Genomic DNA, 16553 nt, shown 5'->3' with positions numbered 1-16553 from the left:
AAAAAGTATGTTGCACACGATGAAACCAATGACTGCAATATTGGGGATACTGTGAAGATAATGGAAACACGTCCGTTGAGCAGAACCAAATGTTGGAGATTGGTTGAAGTCTTAGAAAGAGCTAAATAATTATGTTACAGCAAGAATCAAGATTAAAAGTAGCAGATAACACTGGTGCCAAAGAGGTGTTAACCATACGTGTACTTGGTGGTACAAAGAGGCGATATGCATCTGTGGGTGATAAAATTGTGGTAACGGTTAAGGAAGCCACGCCCAACGGAGGTATTAAAAAGGGTGCTGTTTCAACAGCTGTTGTTGTTAGGACAAAAAAAGAAGTAAGGAGACCTGATGGATCCTATATACGTTTTGACGATAACGCCTGTGTATTATTGAACCCTACGGGTGAAATGAGAGGAACGCGTGTATTTGGACCTGTTGCACGGGAGTTGCGTGATAAGCAGTTCATGAAAATTGTTTCATTGGCTCCTGAGGTGCTTTAAAATATTGTAAGATGAAATTAAGAATTAAAACAGGAGATACAGTAAGAATTGTTGCAGGAGACCATAAGGGTACCGAAGGCAAAGTAATTCTTGTTGATCGCGAAAAAAATAAGGCTATCGTAGAAGGTACCAATATGGTATCTAAACACGAAAAGCCCAGTGCACAAAACCCTCAGGGTGGAATTGTTAAAAAAGAAGCTCCTATCCATTTATCTAACTTATCACTTATTGATTCAAAATCTGGTGAAACAACAAGAGTGGGTTATGAGGTAAGAGATGGGAAAAAAGTACGATTTTCTAAGAAATCTAACGAAGTAATTTAGTTATGGCTTACGTTCCAAGATTAAAACAAGAATACGGAGAGCGAATTATAAAGGCGCTCAAAGAAGAATATGGTTACAATAATGTGATGCAGGTACCCAAGCTAAAAAAGATTGTTGTTAGCAGGGGTGTTGGTGCAGCCGTAGCCGATAAAAAATTGGTAGATCATGCCTTAGAGGAATTAACCCTTATCACTGGTCAAAAAGCAATTTCAACAATTTCAAAGAAAGATGTTGCAGCTTTTAAACTGAGAAAGGGAATGCCAATAGGGGCTAAAGTTACCCTCAGAGGCGAGCGCATGTACGAGTTTTTAGACAGATTGGTGACTACTGCCTTACCAAGGGTTAGGGATTTTCAGGGAATCAGAGCAACAGGTTTTGATGGAAGAGGAAATTATAACCTGGGAGTAACAGAACAGATTATTTTTCCGGAAATCAATATTGACAAGATCAATAGGATAAATGGAATGGATATCACTTTTGTGACTAGCGCCAATACAGATAAAGAAGCAAAATCATTGTTAACCGAATTAGGATTACCTTTTAAAAAGAATTAGTATGGCTAAAGAATCAATGAAGGCCCGGGAAAGAAAAAGGGCAAAGGCTGTAGCAAAATATGCAGAGAAGAGAAAGGCTTTGAAAGAAGCCGGAGACTATGAAGCTCTACAGAAATTGCCAAAAAACGCCAGTCCTATTCGAATGCATAACAGGTGCAAATTAACTGGAAGACCTAAGGGATATATGAGAACTTTTGGTATTTCTCGTGTAATGTTCAGAGAAATGGCTAACAAGGGCTTGATTCCCGGAGTTAAAAAAGCAAGCTGGTAATCCAATATAAAAGTTGAGAAGATGTTTACAGATCCAATAGCAGATTATTTAACAAGAATTAGAAACGCCAGTAGAGCGGGTCACAGGGTAGTGGAAATCCCTGCATCTAATTTGAAAAGAGAGGTAACAAAGATTTTGTTCGATCAAGGATATATATTGAGTTATAAATTCGAGGAGAATGAAGTACAGGGGATAATTAAAATAGCCTTGAAATATGACAGGCTTACTAAAGAACCGGTAATCAAAAAGATACAGCGTATTAGTACACCTGGTCTTAGAAAGTATGCCAGTTCTGGAGATATGCCGAGGGTACTTAATGGCCTGGGAATTGCAATCGTGTCTACTTCTCATGGAGTAATGACTAGCAAGCAGGCTCATAGAGACAATGTGGGTGGTGAAGTTTTGTGCTACGTTTATTAAGAAATAAAGAGATAGGAAAATGTCTAGAATAGGTAATAATCCAATAGAAATTCCGGAAGGAGCCACAATTGAACTGCAGGATAATATTATCACTGTAAAAGGTAAGTTGGGTGAATTAAAGCAGGAATATTCAGGGGTTGAAATTAAGTCAGGTGAAGGTCAGGTTTTAGTAACAAGGCCCTCTGAATCCAAAGAGCATAAAGCCAAACACGGCCTTTACAGATCGTTGATCTCCAATATGATTTTAGGAGTGACCAAAGGATGGACAAAAGAACTTGAATTGGTAGGAGTTGGATACAGAGCGTCTAATCAGGGTCAAAAATTGGATCTAGCTTTGGGTTTCTCGCACAATATTGTAATGAACCTGGCTCCTGAAGTTAAGGTTGAGACCATTTCTGAGAAAGGGAAAAACCCAATTATAAAGCTTACATCTCACGACAAACAATTGGTTGGACAAATTGCAGCAAAAATAAGATCATTCCGCAAACCTGAACCGTATAAAGGAAAAGGGATCAAATTTGTAGGAGAACAATTAAGAAGAAAAGCAGGTAAATCCGCTTAAGAATTGAATTATGGGATTATCAAAAACTGAAAGAAGAGAGCGTATTAGAAAAAGGATCAGGAAAGTATCCTTTGGCACCGCTGAAAGGCCTAGATTGTCTGTTTATAGAAGCAACAAGGAGATTTATGCCCAAGTAATTGACGATAACAACGGTACTACTTTAGTGGCGGCTTCTTCAAGAGATAAAGAGCTTAGTAAGGCAAAAGGCACTAAGATTGAGATTGCAAACCTTGTTGGAAAAGCAATTGCAGAAAAAGCAAAAAAAGCCGGTATAGAAGCTGTTGCCTTTGATCGTGGAGGTAATTTATATCACGGAAGAGTAAAATCATTGGCCGAAGGCGCCAGAGAGGCCGGTCTAAAATTTTAAAAGGAAATATGTTCGGGAAATATAAAAATGTAGAAACAGTTAAACCGGGAGGTCTTGAACTAAAAGACAGACTGGTTGGTGTTCAAAGAGTTACAAAAGTAACCAAAGGGGGTAGAGCTTTTGGTTTTTCTGCGATTGTGGTTGTTGGTGATGAGAACGGTGTTGTTGGTCATGGTCTTGGAAAATCTAAAGAGGTAGCTACGGCTATTGCAAAAGCTATTGAGGATGCTAAAAAGAACCTGATAAGAATACCATTAAGTAAAGGTACTTTACCACATGAGCAAAAAGGTAAGTTTGGTGGTGCACGTGTTTATATTCAGCCTGCTTCACATGGTACCGGGGTAATTGCCGGAGGTGCCGTAAGAGCGGTGTTGGAAGCAGTTGGAGTTCAGGATGTTTTATCTAAATCTCAGGGCTCCTCGAACCCGCACAATGTAGTAAAAGCTACCTTCGATGCCTTATTACAATTAAGGGATGCCAGGACGGTGGCAAAACAAAGAGGCGTTTCCTTAGAAAAAGTCTTTAAAGGATAAGAAGTACTAAGATTATGGCAAAGATTAAAGTTAAGCAGGTAAGAAGCAGTATTAAGAGGCCACAAAATCAGAAAAGAACTCTGGAGGCTCTTGGATTGCGAAAGATTGGTCAGGTTGTGGAGCATGAAAACACCCCTAATATTTTGGGGATGATCAATAGAGTTAAACACTTAGTTTCTACTGAAGAAGCATAAAAAATAGTTGTGTAATGAATTTAGGGAATTTAAAACCAGCCAAAGGGTCTGTTCATAAAGCCGGAAAAACCATAGGCCGAGGCCAGGGTTCTGGTAAAGGTGGTACATCAACAAGAGGCCATAAAGGTGCTAAATCAAGATCCGGGTATTCCAGGAAAATTGGTTTTGAAGGAGGTCAGATGCCTTTACAAAGACGTGTACCCAAATTTGGTTTTACCAATATTAACCGAAAGGAATATCAGGGTGTTAATCTGAATAAACTTCAGGAACTTGCTGATAAAGGATTGGTTAAGAAAACAGTCACTGTTAAAGACCTTGTGGATAACGGATTGGCACATAAAAACGATTTGGTTAAAATATTGGGAGGTGGCGAATTAAAAGCATCCCTTAAAATAACCGTACATAAGTTTACTGCATCTGCCAAAGCAGCTATTGAAGCTGCCAAAGGTGAAGCAATAGAGTTATAAGTAAATAGATTATGAAGAAATTTTTCGAGGTAATATCAAATATTTGGAAAATAGAAGAACTGCGTGGCAGAATTATTGTTACGTTAGGTCTTTTGCTTGTTTACCGTTTTGGTGCTCAGGTCGTTCTTCCCGGTATTGATACTTCTCAATTGGCAGAATTATCTTCAAGTACAGAATCAGGTATTTTGGGCTTATTAAATGCCTTTACCGGTGGAGCATTTGCCAATGCGTCTGTATTTGCTCTTGGAATTATGCCCTATATCTCTGCATCTATTGTGGTTCAGTTAATGGGGATTGCAGTGCCTTATCTCCAAAAACTGGATAAGGAAGGAGAGAGTGGAAGAAAGACAAAAAATCAGATTACCCGATGGTTAACCATAGGAATCTGTATTGTTCAGGCGCCGGCATATCTCTATAGTTTGGGTGCCCTTGGTGTACCAGATAGCGCATTCCTTTTGGGTAAAGGTTTAAATTTCATTGTTCCGTCCGTCATTATTTTAGTGACTGGTTGTGTGTTTGCCATGTGGTTAGGAGAAAAAATTACAGACAAAGGGATTGGTAACGGGATATCGCTGCTTATTATGATAGGGATAATAGCTACCATGCCTCAGTCATTTGTACAGGAATTTATTTCCAGGACGGCTAACAACACGGGGGGATTAATGTTTATGTTAATAGAAGTGATTCTATGGTTCCTTGTAATTCTGGCTAGTGTCTTATTAGTCATGGCAACGAGGAGGATACCTGTGCAGTATGCCCGGAGAACTGCTTCCGGCGGATATGAAAAGAATATAGCGGGATCCAGACAATATATCCCTTTGAAATTGAACGCTTCCGGAGTAATGCCCATTATTTTTGCACAGGCTATAATGTTTGCGCCGGGGTTACTGGGCCGTACATTTAATAATACAGCGGTAGGTCAGTGGATGGAGGTTCAGTTTCAGGATATTTTTGGTTTGGCCTATAATATATTATTTGGATTGTTAATCATAATATTTACGTATTTCTATACGGCAATTACCGTACCCACCAATAAGATGGCTGATGATTTGAAGCGAAGTGGTGGTTTTATTCCGGGAATCAGACCGGGTAAAGAAACAGGGGATTATCTTGATAAGATAATGTCGCTGATCACATTGCCGGGCTCTGTTTTCCTTGCACTTTTAGCTGTTTTACCAGCTGTGGTGGTTAAGCTGATGGACCTTCAGCCGGGATGGGCCTTATTTTATGGAGGAACATCACTATTGATCATGGTAGGTGTTGCTATAGATACCGTACAACAAGTAAATTCATATTTGTTGAACAGACATTATGATGGATTGATGAAATCAGGTAAAAATCGAAAAGTCGCATAAGTTATGGCCAAACAAGCACCCATAGAACAAGATGGTAGTATAATTGAGGCTTTGTCCAATGCAATGTTTCGGGTAGAGCTTGAAAACGGACATGTGGTTACAGCTCATATTTCTGGAAAGATGCGCATGCATTACATAAAGTTGTTACCAGGGGACAAAGTAAAACTTGAGATGAGTCCATACGATTTAACGAAGGCTAGAATAACATACAGATACTAACAAATACGAAATGAAAGTTAGAGCATCCATAAAGAAAAGAAGTGCCGATTGCAAAATAGTACGCAGAAAAGGCAGATTGTACGTAATAAATAAGAAGAATCCTAGATTCAAACAAAGACAAGGGTAATTATGGCAAGAATTGCAGGTGTAGATATACCAAAACAAAAAAGAGGTGTCATAGCACTTACCTATATTTTCGGTATTGGTAAAAGCAGGGCACAAGAGATATTGGACAAAGCCAAAGTAGACGAGAACAGCAAAGTCTCGGACTGGAACGATGATGAAATAGGTCGTATTCGTGATGCTGTGGCGTCGTACAAAATTGAAGGGGAACTCCGTTCTGAAAACCAGTTGAATATAAAACGTTTGATGGATATCGGATGTTACAGAGGTATTCGGCACAGGTCAGGTCTTCCGCTTAGAGGACAACGAACCAAAAACAATTCCAGGACCAGAAAAGGAAAAAGAAAAACGGTTGCTAACAAGAAAAAAGCAACTAAATAATTAGCATAATATGGCAAAGACAAGTACCAAAGGAGCTAAAAAGCGTAAGGTAATCGTTGAATCGACTGGTGAGGCGCATGTAACAGCTTCATTCAATAACATAATAATTTCTTTGACCAACAAAAAAGGCGATGTTATTTCATGGTCTTCTGCTGGAAAAATGGGATTTAGAGGTTCTAAGAAAAACACACCTTATGCTGCACAGGTAGCAGCTGAAGAGTGCTGCAAGGTAGCTCATGAGGCCGGATTGCGAAAGGTGAAAGTTTATGTAAAAGGACCGGGTAACGGAAGAGAATCTGCTATTCGCTCAATTCACAATGCAGGGATTGAGGTTATGGAGATTGTAGATGTTACACCACTACCGCATAATGGTTGCAGACCACCTAAAAGAAGAAGAGTTTAATTAAGTTTTAATCTAATAAAGGGTAATTCACAGGAAGTGCAGTTACGATTATCGAAGGATAAGCCTTAATTCATAATCGCATTTCCAAATTAAAAGAAGATGGCAAGATACACAGGACCTAAATCAAAGATCGCACGTAAATTCGGCGAAGCAATTTTCGGAGACGACAAAGCTTTCGAGAAAAAAAATTATCCTCCGGGACAGCACGGTAATAACAGACGCCGGGGAAAGAAATCTGAATATGCTATCCAGTTGATGGAAAAGCAGAAAGCAAAATATACCTATGGTATATTAGAAAAACAATTCAGGAACCTATTCGCCAAGGCCAATAGGAGCAAGGGTGTAACTGGTGAAGTACTGCTGCAGTTATGCGAAGCGCGTCTTGATAATGTAGTTTACAGAATGGGGATCGCAAACTCAAGAAGAGGAGCAAGACAACTCGTTTCACACAGACACATAACCGTAAACGGAGAATTGGTAAATATCCCTTCCTACTCACTAAAAGCAGGTGATGTTATAGGTGTAAGAGAAAAATCAAAATCCCTTCAGGCCATACAGGATGCACTCAATGCTAATAGTAGCGTATACGAGTGGATAACATGGAACAATGATAAAATGGAAGGTAATTTTGTTTCTATACCGGAAAGAATTCAGATTCCTGAGAATATCAAAGAACAATTAATCGTGGAGTTATACTCTAAATAAAAACAACACAAATCCAACTATGGCATTATTAAATTTTCAGAAGCCCGATAAAGTTATAATGATTGATTCTTCAGATTTCGAAGGCAAATTTGAATTTCGCCCTTTGGAACCTGGTTACGGCTTGACTGTTGGGAACGCCTTGCGAAGGGTATTGCTTTCTTCTTTGGAAGGATTTGCAATTACATCCGTAAGAATTGACAAAGTAGAGCATGAATTTTCGGTTATTGAAGGTGTTGTTGAAGATGTAACGGAAATTATTTTAAACCTCAAACAAGTTCGATTTAAAAGACAAATTGAAGATGTTAATGAGGAAACTGTTTCAATATCTGTAAGTGGTAAGGATCAACTTACTGCCGGAGATTTTCAAAAGTTTATTTCTGGTTACCAGGTGCTGAATCCGGACCTTGTTATTTGTAACATGGATCCTAAGGTTAGCATTAATATGGAGGTAATCATAGAAAAAGGACGTGGATATGTACCTGCAGAAGAAAATAAAAAATCCAATGCCCCATTAGGTAGTATCGCTGTTGATTCTATTTTTACCCCGGTAAAAAATGTAAAATATAGCATTGAAAACTTTAGGGTTGAGCAAAAAACGGATTACGAGAAATTGATATTTGAAATCGTTACCGATGGGTCTATACATCCAAAAGATGCATTAACCGAGGCGGCGAAAGTTCTTATACACCATTTTATGTTGTTTTCAGATGAGCGTATTACGCTTGAAGCCGATGAAATAGCTCAAACGGAAACCTATGATGAAGAGTCTCTTCATATGAGACAGTTATTGAAGACAAAGCTGGTTGATATGGATCTTTCGGTAAGAGCATTGAATTGTTTAAAAGCAGCCGAAGTAGACACTTTAGGTGATTTGGTTTCATTCAACAAAAACGATTTAATGAAATTCAGGAACTTTGGTAAGAAATCACTAACTGAATTGGAGGAACTTGTTATAAATAAGGGCCTCAATTTTGGTATGGATCTTTCAAAGTACAAATTAGATAAGGATTAATTTACCATTAAAAACAGCAATAACTGTTTTTAATAAGTATTATATTAAGTAACGATGAGACACGGTAAGAAAGTCAATCATTTAGGTAGAAAGTCAGCTCATAGAAAAGCTATGTTGGCAAACATGGCTTGTTCCTTGATTGAACATAAAAGAATTAATACCACTGTGGCAAAGGCTAAAGCTTTAAAGCAGTTTATTGAACCATTAATAACAAAGTCCAAGGCTGAGAATAATCAGACTACGGAAAAAGGCACACATAACAGAAGGATTGCATTTAAAAACCTTAGGGATAAATATGCGGTCACTGAATTGTTTGGAAGTGTTTCGGACAAAGTTGGTGATAGAGCCGGAGGGTATACCCGAATAATCAAATTGGGGAACCGTCTTGGAGATAATGCCGATATGGCTATGATAGAATTGGTGGATTTCAATGAGCTGTACAATGCCGGTAAACCTGCTAAGAAGAAAACTACAAGAAGAAGCCGCAGGGGTAAAAAAGCTGAAGCAGTAACAGCGGAAGCTACTCAAGAAACAGCGGTTGCTGAAGAACCTCAGGAAGAGGTGGTAACAGAAGTCAAAGAAGTCGAAACAGCAGAAGCTAAAGAAGTGGAAGAAGTTAAAGAAACGGAATCTGCTGCAGAAGAAGTTAAAGAAACTGAAGAAGGGTCAGAGGATACCAAAGAAAAGAAAAATGACCCGAAAGAATAAGATGTTCATAAAATCTTTAATATTTAATCAAGGATAGACCTAAAAGTCTATCCTTTTTTTATGTTTATTTGTCAAACGCAATCATATTTAAAAGCATGAAGTATAAATCTAAAAAGAAAGCATTATTATTATTAGTGGACGGTACCATTTTCTACGGTAAAGCCGTAGGGAACAAAGAGGGGACTGCTTATGGCGAAGTATGTTTTAATACGGGGATGACAGGTTATCAGGAAATATTTACCGACCCTTCTTATTTTGGTCAACTAATGGTCACCACTAATGCACACATTGGTAATTATGGGACTAATAGTGAAGAGGTTGAATCGGACTCGGTTAAAATTGCAGGTTTGATATGCAAGAATTTTAGTTATGAGTATTCCAGACCAATCGCTGATAAGAGTTTGGAAGAGTTCCTGGATGCAAGCGATCTATTTGCAATATCTGATGTTGATACCAGGGCGCTTGTTTGCCATATCAGAGACCATGGTGCAATGAATGCGGTAATCTCTACGGAGGTTGATAAGATAGAAGAACTAAAGGAATCTTTGAAAAAAGTTCCTAATATGGAAGGTTTAGAACTTGCTTCAAAAGTGTCAACTGCAGAACCTTATTTTTATGGAAAAAAGAATGCGCAATATAAAATTGCGGCACTGGATATAGGAATAAAGAATAACATCTTGCGCAATCTGAGCAAAAGAGATGCCTATATTAAGGTTTTTCCCTATAATGCCACCTATGCGGAAATGAACGAATGGGAACCAGATGGGTTTTTTATATCAAATGGCCCCGGAGATCCTGAACCCTTACATGAAGCGGTAAAAGTGGCACAAGAGATCATAGCAAATGATAAGCCATTATTTGGCATTTGCCTTGGTCATCAGGTCATTGCACTGGCCAATGGGATATCAACCTATAAGATGTATAATGGTCACAGAGGGATTAACCATCCGGTATTAAACCTTTTGACCGGAAAAGGTGAAATCACATCTCAGAATCATGGCTTTGCCATAAACAAAGAAGAAACTGAAGCTAATCCGGACATTGAAATTACCCATGTACATTTAAACGACAAAACCGTTGCAGGGATAAGGCTTAAGAATAAAAATGTATTTTCAGTTCAATATCATCCTGAAGCCAGTCCGGGACCACATGATGCGGATTATCTTTTTGATCAATTTTTCGAAATGATAGCGATGGCTGTTAATAAAGATACCTTAGTTTAAGGAAATGTTATATTCCTGTGTTTATCTGATTTAACATGGTCTAACGTCTATCCACCTTTTGTATCTTTGTAAAATAATTCAACCTAAAAAAGTAACAATATGAGTACCATAATCGATGTGCATGCAAGACAGATTCTTGATTCAAGAGGAAATCCAACTGTAGAAGTAGATGTAATAACTGAAAATGGCGTTTTGGGACGTGCAGCTGTGCCTTCAGGGGCATCTACAGGCGAACATGAAGCCGTTGAATTACGCGATGGAGGAAATACCTTTATGGGTAAAGGGGTTAGTAAGGCAGTGGAGAATGTAAATACGATCTTAGCAAATAAAATAACGGGGATGTTGGTTTTTGAGCAAAACCTCATAGACAAAACCATGCTGGAACTCGATGGTACACCAAATAAATCAAAATTAGGTGCCAATGCCATTTTGGGAGTGTCTTTGGCCGTGGCTAAAGCAGCTGCTAACGAACTAGGGATGTCATTATACCGCTATGTCGGTGGTGTTAGCGCCAATACGTTGCCCGTTCCAATGATGAATATTATAAATGGGGGTTCACATTCTGATGCCCCAATAGCCTTTCAGGAATTTATGATTATGCCTATTAAGGCAAAGAGCTTTTCGCATGCTATGCAAATGGGAACAGAGATTTTCCATAATCTTAAGAAAGTGTTGCACGATAGGGGGCTGAGCACTGCTGTTGGTGACGAAGGTGGATTTGCACCTACACTTGATGGCACAGAGGATGCTCTTGATACAATTGGCAAAGCTGTAGAAAAAGCTGGATATTCTTTTGGTGATGAGGTGATGATCGCTTTAGATTGTGCGGCAGCAGAGTTCTACGAAAACGGTAAATATGATTATACAAAATTTGAAGGCGAATCCGGGGCTATACGAACCTCAGATGAACAGGCTGCCTATTTAGCGGAGTTAAGTAAAAAATACCCGATTATTTCTATTGAAGACGGGATGGATGAAAACGACTGGGATGGATTTAAGACATTAACAGATTTGATTGGTGATAGTGTTCAATTGGTTGGAGATGATTTATTTGTTACCAATGTTGAAAGATTATCGAGGGGAATCAAAAGTGGTATTGCCAATTCCATACTTATAAAAGTTAACCAGATAGGTACACTTACTGAAACAATAGCTGCGGTTAATATGGCAAAAAATGCCGGATATACCTCTGTGATGTCGCACAGGTCAGGGGAAACTGAAGATAATACTATAGCAGATCTCGCCGTAGCACTTAACACAGGTCAAATTAAGACAGGTTCCGCTTCCAGAAGTGATCGTATGGCTAAATACAACCAATTGCTTCGCATTGAAGAAGAACTTGGTGATGTGGCCTATTATCCGCAGGAAAATGCATTTAAAGTAAAATAGATGCATCCTTAAAATTTTTTGAAAGCCTTTCTGAACAAGAAGGGCTTTTTTTTTGAAATTTTAATTCCTGAATAATACAGTTATTTGAACGCTGAAGTAGCCGGATATTAGGGCAGTAATTTTTCTTCAAGGTTTACACTTCTTATTCGCCTTTCTAATTGTTAACGTCCTACCTTTTTCTTAAATTTACATTTCCGATCTATAATTGAAAATCACATACATGACAGATAAAGCTACTTTACAGATAAATGGGGAAAACTACGATTTTCCTATTGTTAAAGGCACAGAAAATGAATTGGCCATTGATATTAAAACACTGCGGTCGTCTAGTGGAATAATAACTCTTGATCCGGGATATAAAAATACAGGTTCATGCGAAAGTGCAATTACTTTTTTAGATGGAGAGAAAGGCATTCTGCGCTATCGGGGATATAATATTGAAGATCTCGCAGAGAAAGCAGATTTCCTTGAAGTGGCCTATTTGCTCATCTTTGGTGAATTACCTACTGCAGAGGAATTAAGTAAATTTGATGCGGACATTAAAGCGGAGTCCCATGTGGATGAAGAAATGAAAAAGATCCTTGATGGATTTCCAAAATCTGCTCACCCCATGGGTGTTTTATCTTCATTAACCAGTGCGCTGATTGCTTTCAATCCAAGTTCTGTTAACGTATCTTCAGAGGCTGATATGTATCATGCAATAGTCCGGATTTTGGCTAAATTTCCGGTTTTAGTGGCCTGGACTTTACGCAAGAAAAAAGGACTCCCACTGGAATATGGAAGTAGCTCATTGGGTTATGTGGAGAATATTCATAAAATGATGTTCAGAAGGCCCGATCAGGAATATCAGAAGAATGAGATTGTGATTGAAGCATTGGACAAACTCCTGATTCTTCATGCAGATCATGAACAGAATTGTTCTACATCCACCGTCAGAATAGTTGGGTCATCACATGCAGGCTTATTTGCCTCCTTATCAGCCGGGATTTCTGCATTGTGGGGTCCTTTGCACGGAGGAGCGAATCAGGCTGTATTGGAAATGCTTCAGGCCATTGATGATGATGGTGGTGATACAAAGAAATATATGGCTAAGGCAAAGGATAAAAGTGATCCATTCAGATTGATGGGATTTGGACACAGGGTATATAAGAATTTTGATCCAAGGGCTAAAATTCTTAAAAGGGCCGCTGATGAGGTGTTAGGTGATCTTGGGATTGAAGATCCAATATTGGATGTGGCTAAAGGTCTTGAACAAGAAGCTTTGGAAGATCAGTATTTTGTAGATCGTAAGTTGTACCCAAATGTTGATTTTTATTCAGGAATCATATACAGGGCGTTGGGAATACCCACAGATATGTTCACAGTCATGTTTGCATTAGGTCGCCTTCCCGGTTGGATAGCCCAATGGAAGGAAATGCGGCAGAGAAGTGAACCTATTGGAAGGCCGCGGCAGGTCTATATTGGAGAAAATTTAAGGAAGTTCAAAAAGATCAAGAAACGCTAGTTATTCATAGACAACACAAATAAATGCTAAATTTAAACGTCTATGATGAGACATCCCGCCTTAGAGCAGTTTTATTAGGAACGGCACAAAGTAATGGACCGGTGCCTAAACCCGGAGATGCCTATGATCCTAAATCCCTGGAGCATATCCTGGCAGGTACTTATCCCCATGAAGAAGATATGATATTGGAAATGGAGGCTTTGGCTGCCGTTTTTAAGAAATACGATGTGGAAGTTTTCAGGCCTGAAATTATTGCGGATTGCAATCAGATTTTTTCCAGGGATATCGCTTTTGTAATAGAAAATAAACTTATTAAAGCCAATATTCTTCCCCATAGAGAAGAGGAATTTGAGGCGATTTTGCATGTTTTAGAATATATAGCCCCTGAAAATATTCTTTATCCACCTGAAGAAGTACATATTGAGGGAGGAGATGTTATGCCATGGCATGAATATATTTTCGTAGGAACCTATACGGGTCATGATTATCCGGATTATATTACGGCACGTACCAATTGGGAAGGGGTGGAATATATAAAAGAAATGTATCCACATAAGAAGGTAAAATCATTTGAACTCCGCAAGTGTATTGTAAATCCCAGAGAAAATGCCCTTCATCTGGATTGCTGTTTTCAACCCTTGGGTCATGATAAGGCTATTATTCACAAAAATGGTTTCCTGATAGAAGAAGAATACGAATGGCTGGTTTCGCATTTTGGAAGGGAAAATATTTTTGAAATCACCGCAGATGAAATGTATCATATGTTTAGCAATGTATTTTCCATAAGTCCGGATGTCGTTGTTTCAGAGCGTAATTTTACAAGGCTGAATAATTGGTTAAGAGATCAGGGTTTTACTGTTGAAGAAGTACCTTATGCCGAGGTTTCAAAACAAGGTGGATTATTGAGGTGCAGCACCATGCCTTTAGTACGGGACTAACGCTTTGATTCGGCTATTTCCTTAATTGATTTGTAGTATACCTTCAAATATTGCTGCCTTTTGCACATTTAAGTTCCCTTTATTTACTTAGGAATTTCAGGTTAAGAATTCAATCAATCTGTACTATTTATATCCATATCGAATTGTTATACAATCTATCAAAATTTGTAACAAAATCATTGGGGAAATGGTTACATTTATCCTGAATTTTTAAGTGAGGAATGAAGCAAATTACCAATACTATTTTGATGATTCGCCCGGTACAATTTCGCATGAATGAGCAGACCGCGGTAAACAACTATTTTATGGAGGATATCGATCTGCAAAACTCCACGATCAACCTTAAAGCGCAAAAGGAGTTTGATGTATTTGTTGATGTCTTAAGGTCCAAAGGAATAGAAGTTATAGTAATTGAGGACACACCAGAACGGGACACACCGGATTCAATTTTTCCTAACAACTGGATTTCTTTTCATGCAAATGGCACGGTAGTTATTTACCCGATGTTTGCCGAAAATCGAAGAAAGGAGCGAAGAGAGGATATTCTTGATGTTCTTGAAGCCAAAGGTTTCCTTATTAAGAATATAATGGACTATACTTCTGCTGAAAAAGAAGGGCTTTTTCTGGAAGGTACAGGGAGTATTTTGAAGGATCGTGTAAATCAAAAAGTATATTGTGCACTTTCTGAACGGGCACATGAAGAATTGGTAATCGAGTTTTGTGAAGATTTTGAATGTACTCCTGTGATCTTCACGGCGTATCAGACTGTTAATGGAGAGCGGTTACCCATATACCATACCAATGTTATGATGTGTATGGGTGAATCCTATGCTGTAATCTGTTTAGAGTCCATAGATGATAAGAAAGAGAGGAAAAATGTAATAAATCATCTGAAACAGGACGGGAAAGAGATTGTAGATATTACTGAAGAACAAATGTATCACTTCGCAGGAAATATGCTTCAGGTAATCGGAGCGTCTGATCAGCGTTATTTAATTATGAGTACTGCTGCGTATAACAGTCTAAGACCGGATCAGATTGCTATTTTGGAAAAGTACAACCCTATAGTTCATAGTTCGTTGGATACTATTGAGACTTGTGGTGGAGGGAGCGCACGTTGTATGATGGCAGAGGTGTTTTTGCCCAAACGATAGTTTTTTCCCAACTTACCCAAAATTACTCCGGAGGTAAGTAAAGCTATTAGTTGACTCATATAGCTTACTTATCGGATACAGTAAATTCCCTGATGGCCTTATTGGGTTCCATAATATCATATCCCTGCCAGAATTCGGGATTGTAACTGGAAAGGTATGTGGCTTTGACCTTATCATTTTCAACTGAATTTGAAAATTCCCCTTTACTGATAAGCTCTGAATCAAAGACTACTAATTCGGATTTCTCTGTGTTGAAATTAATGATATCCAGTTCCATGGATAATTCATTTTGTTTTCTTCTTCCTTTAACATTTTTGTTTTTTTCAATTACGCTTAAGGGCCGCCTTATACCCATTTTACGTCCAAATACCTTATCAATAAATCGTAAATCATATTTATCATTGCTACCCTTGCTAAAAATAGTTGTTCCCTTGTACGTGATTTCCTCGTAGGAGAAACCCAATAGTTTAATCCTTTTTAATGAATTTACGTTCTCGTAGTCTATTCGCATGATGGCAAAATCTTCTATGTTAACATAAATTGTTCCTTTAAAATCTTCAGACCTTTTTGGGTCGAATGTTATAACATATACGCCTTCATTATCCAAAGCTGTATATCCCTTTAATTTGAAATTATAGCGCCTGGATTTGTCAATAAAATTTAATTTGGTGTCATCATTGAAGAAGAGTTCAGAATAAAGATCATGGAGTTGATCCTTTTTGGAGGATAGAAAATGTTTATTGCCTTTATCTTTAAGTTCATCTTCCAGCTCATCAGTTTCATCGGAAGAATCAAAGATGGAATCCAATTCTACCTTTTGTCCAAACCAACCCGACTTAATTTTTAAATAGGAATCAGGTTTTACATTTTCCTTAAAGATACGTTCTAATTTGGCGGAAAGTGCCTCCATAGAACCTTCGTTGTTTTTATCGTACAACTCAGCCGCCTTTTCTATATACAGGCGGTGTTCGTCGGGCTTTCTGTAAAAATCACACAGACTTTCCGTATAGTAGGATGCATTTCTTGGCAAAATGGAAATCACGCTATCCAGAAATTTTTTATTTAGTTCTTCTATTGTAGATTTTTCAAATTCAATATCCAGTTTGGTCACGGTATTAAGGCTGGATTGCCTAAAGAATAACCGCTGTTTTATAGGCTCTCTATTATAATTAGAAGGTAAATTTTCTTTTACTTTTTCGATAATCTCATCAATACTGAGATCATTGTTAAATAGATATACTTCATTTA

At 38.3% G+C, this 16553-nt stretch carries 25 protein-coding genes; 24 read left to right on the top strand and 1 reads right to left on the bottom strand.

Annotated features, from left to right (window positions below; all coding sequences use genetic code 11):
• From Q0X77_RS02620 to ctlX, 24 genes are all read left to right on the top strand, one after another.
• The coding region (locus Q0X77_RS02620) for a 30S ribosomal protein S17 (RefSeq protein ID WP_297792885.1) at positions 1-129 on the top strand (129 nt) is incomplete at its 5' end.
• A gap of 2 nt (positions 130-131) precedes the next feature.
• The gene (gene rplN / locus Q0X77_RS02615) at positions 132-500 is read left to right on the top strand and encodes a 50S ribosomal protein L14 (protein ID WP_161437260.1); all 369 of its coding nucleotides are present in this window, start codon (positions 132-134) and stop codon (positions 498-500) included.
• 11 nt (positions 501-511) lie between these two features.
• Complete coding sequence (rplX, locus tag Q0X77_RS02610; protein ID WP_297792597.1) at positions 512-823, top strand: 50S ribosomal protein L24; 312 nt, start codon at positions 512-514, stop codon at positions 821-823.
• Between the two features lie 2 nt (positions 824-825).
• Positions 826-1377 (top strand): 50S ribosomal protein L5, encoded by a 552-nt coding sequence (gene rplE, locus Q0X77_RS02605; protein ID WP_297792595.1) that lies wholly within the window; start codon positions 826-828, stop codon positions 1375-1377.
• Position 1378: 1 nt separating this feature from the next.
• The gene (gene rpsN / locus Q0X77_RS02600) at positions 1379-1648 is read left to right on the top strand and encodes a 30S ribosomal protein S14 (RefSeq protein WP_297792593.1); all 270 of its coding nucleotides are present in this window, start codon (positions 1379-1381) and stop codon (positions 1646-1648) included.
• Between the two features lie 21 nt (positions 1649-1669).
• A complete protein-coding gene (gene rpsH / locus Q0X77_RS02595) occupies positions 1670-2068 on the top strand; it encodes a 30S ribosomal protein S8 (RefSeq protein WP_297792591.1) in 399 nt (132 codons plus the stop codon).
• A gap of 19 nt (positions 2069-2087) precedes the next feature.
• Positions 2088-2630, top strand: coding sequence for a 50S ribosomal protein L6 (rplF, locus tag Q0X77_RS02590; RefSeq protein ID WP_297792589.1), 543 nt, complete (start codon positions 2088-2090; stop codon positions 2628-2630).
• Positions 2631-2640: 10 nt separating this feature from the next.
• Positions 2641-2997, top strand: a complete 357-nt coding sequence (gene rplR, locus Q0X77_RS02585; protein WP_297792587.1) for a 50S ribosomal protein L18 — start codon at positions 2641-2643, stop codon at positions 2995-2997.
• 8 nt (positions 2998-3005) lie between these two features.
• A complete protein-coding gene (rpsE, locus tag Q0X77_RS02580; RefSeq protein ID WP_297792585.1) occupies positions 3006-3530 on the top strand; it encodes a 30S ribosomal protein S5 in 525 nt (174 codons plus the stop codon).
• 14 nt (positions 3531-3544) lie between these two features.
• On the top strand, positions 3545-3724 hold the full coding sequence (gene rpmD, locus Q0X77_RS02575; RefSeq protein ID WP_297792583.1) for a 50S ribosomal protein L30: 180 nt from the start codon (positions 3545-3547) through the stop codon (positions 3722-3724).
• Between the two features lie 14 nt (positions 3725-3738).
• Positions 3739-4191, top strand: a complete 453-nt coding sequence (gene rplO / locus Q0X77_RS02570) for a 50S ribosomal protein L15 (RefSeq protein ID WP_297792580.1) — start codon at positions 3739-3741, stop codon at positions 4189-4191.
• 11 nt (positions 4192-4202) lie between these two features.
• Positions 4203-5546: a preprotein translocase subunit SecY gene (gene secY / locus Q0X77_RS02565; protein WP_297792578.1), complete on the top strand. Its 1344-nt coding sequence runs from the start codon at positions 4203-4205 to the stop codon at positions 5544-5546.
• A gap of 3 nt (positions 5547-5549) precedes the next feature.
• Positions 5550-5765, top strand: a complete 216-nt coding sequence (gene infA / locus Q0X77_RS02560; RefSeq protein WP_015753973.1) for a translation initiation factor IF-1 — start codon at positions 5550-5552, stop codon at positions 5763-5765.
• Between the two features lie 10 nt (positions 5766-5775).
• Entirely contained in the window at positions 5776-5892 is a 117-nt protein-coding gene (gene ykgO / locus Q0X77_RS02555; RefSeq protein WP_010519235.1) for a type B 50S ribosomal protein L36, read from the top strand.
• 2 nt (positions 5893-5894) lie between these two features.
• The gene (rpsM, locus tag Q0X77_RS02550) at positions 5895-6269 is read left to right on the top strand and encodes a 30S ribosomal protein S13 (protein ID WP_297792576.1); all 375 of its coding nucleotides are present in this window, start codon (positions 5895-5897) and stop codon (positions 6267-6269) included.
• 10 nt (positions 6270-6279) lie between these two features.
• Positions 6280-6672, top strand: coding sequence for a 30S ribosomal protein S11 (gene rpsK, locus Q0X77_RS02545; protein ID WP_297792574.1), 393 nt, complete (start codon positions 6280-6282; stop codon positions 6670-6672).
• A 99-nt stretch (positions 6673-6771) separates the two neighbouring features.
• Positions 6772-7377: a 30S ribosomal protein S4 gene (gene rpsD / locus Q0X77_RS02540; protein ID WP_297792573.1), complete on the top strand. Its 606-nt coding sequence runs from the start codon at positions 6772-6774 to the stop codon at positions 7375-7377.
• 19 nt (positions 7378-7396) lie between these two features.
• On the top strand, positions 7397-8389 hold the full coding sequence (locus Q0X77_RS02535) for a DNA-directed RNA polymerase subunit alpha (protein ID WP_297792571.1): 993 nt from the start codon (positions 7397-7399) through the stop codon (positions 8387-8389).
• A gap of 54 nt (positions 8390-8443) precedes the next feature.
• Positions 8444-9097: a 50S ribosomal protein L17 gene (gene rplQ / locus Q0X77_RS02530; protein ID WP_297792568.1), complete on the top strand. Its 654-nt coding sequence runs from the start codon at positions 8444-8446 to the stop codon at positions 9095-9097.
• A 95-nt stretch (positions 9098-9192) separates the two neighbouring features.
• Positions 9193-10320 (top strand): glutamine-hydrolyzing carbamoyl-phosphate synthase small subunit, encoded by a 1128-nt coding sequence (carA, locus tag Q0X77_RS02525; RefSeq protein WP_297792566.1) that lies wholly within the window; start codon positions 9193-9195, stop codon positions 10318-10320.
• 99 nt (positions 10321-10419) lie between these two features.
• Entirely contained in the window at positions 10420-11709 is a 1290-nt protein-coding gene (eno, locus tag Q0X77_RS02520; RefSeq protein ID WP_297792564.1) for a phosphopyruvate hydratase, read from the top strand.
• A gap of 220 nt (positions 11710-11929) precedes the next feature.
• Positions 11930-13213, top strand: coding sequence for a citrate synthase (locus Q0X77_RS02515; protein ID WP_297792562.1), 1284 nt, complete (start codon positions 11930-11932; stop codon positions 13211-13213).
• A gap of 23 nt (positions 13214-13236) precedes the next feature.
• Entirely contained in the window at positions 13237-14151 is a 915-nt protein-coding gene (locus Q0X77_RS02510) for a dimethylarginine dimethylaminohydrolase family protein (protein WP_297792559.1), read from the top strand.
• A 221-nt stretch (positions 14152-14372) separates the two neighbouring features.
• A complete protein-coding gene (gene ctlX / locus Q0X77_RS02505) occupies positions 14373-15305 on the top strand; it encodes a citrulline utilization hydrolase CtlX (RefSeq protein WP_297792557.1) in 933 nt (310 codons plus the stop codon).
• Between the two features lie 64 nt (positions 15306-15369).
• On the opposite strand, the gene Q0X77_RS02500 is transcribed toward ctlX, so the two are convergent.
• The coding region (locus Q0X77_RS02500) for a carboxypeptidase-like regulatory domain-containing protein (RefSeq protein ID WP_297792555.1) at positions 15370-16553 on the bottom strand (1184 nt) is incomplete at its 5' end.

Source organism: uncultured Eudoraea sp. (assembly GCF_947258925.1).
Lineage (GTDB): Bacteria > Bacteroidota > Bacteroidia > Flavobacteriales > Flavobacteriaceae > Eudoraea.
This window is presented reverse-complemented; position numbering and strand designations above follow the sequence as displayed.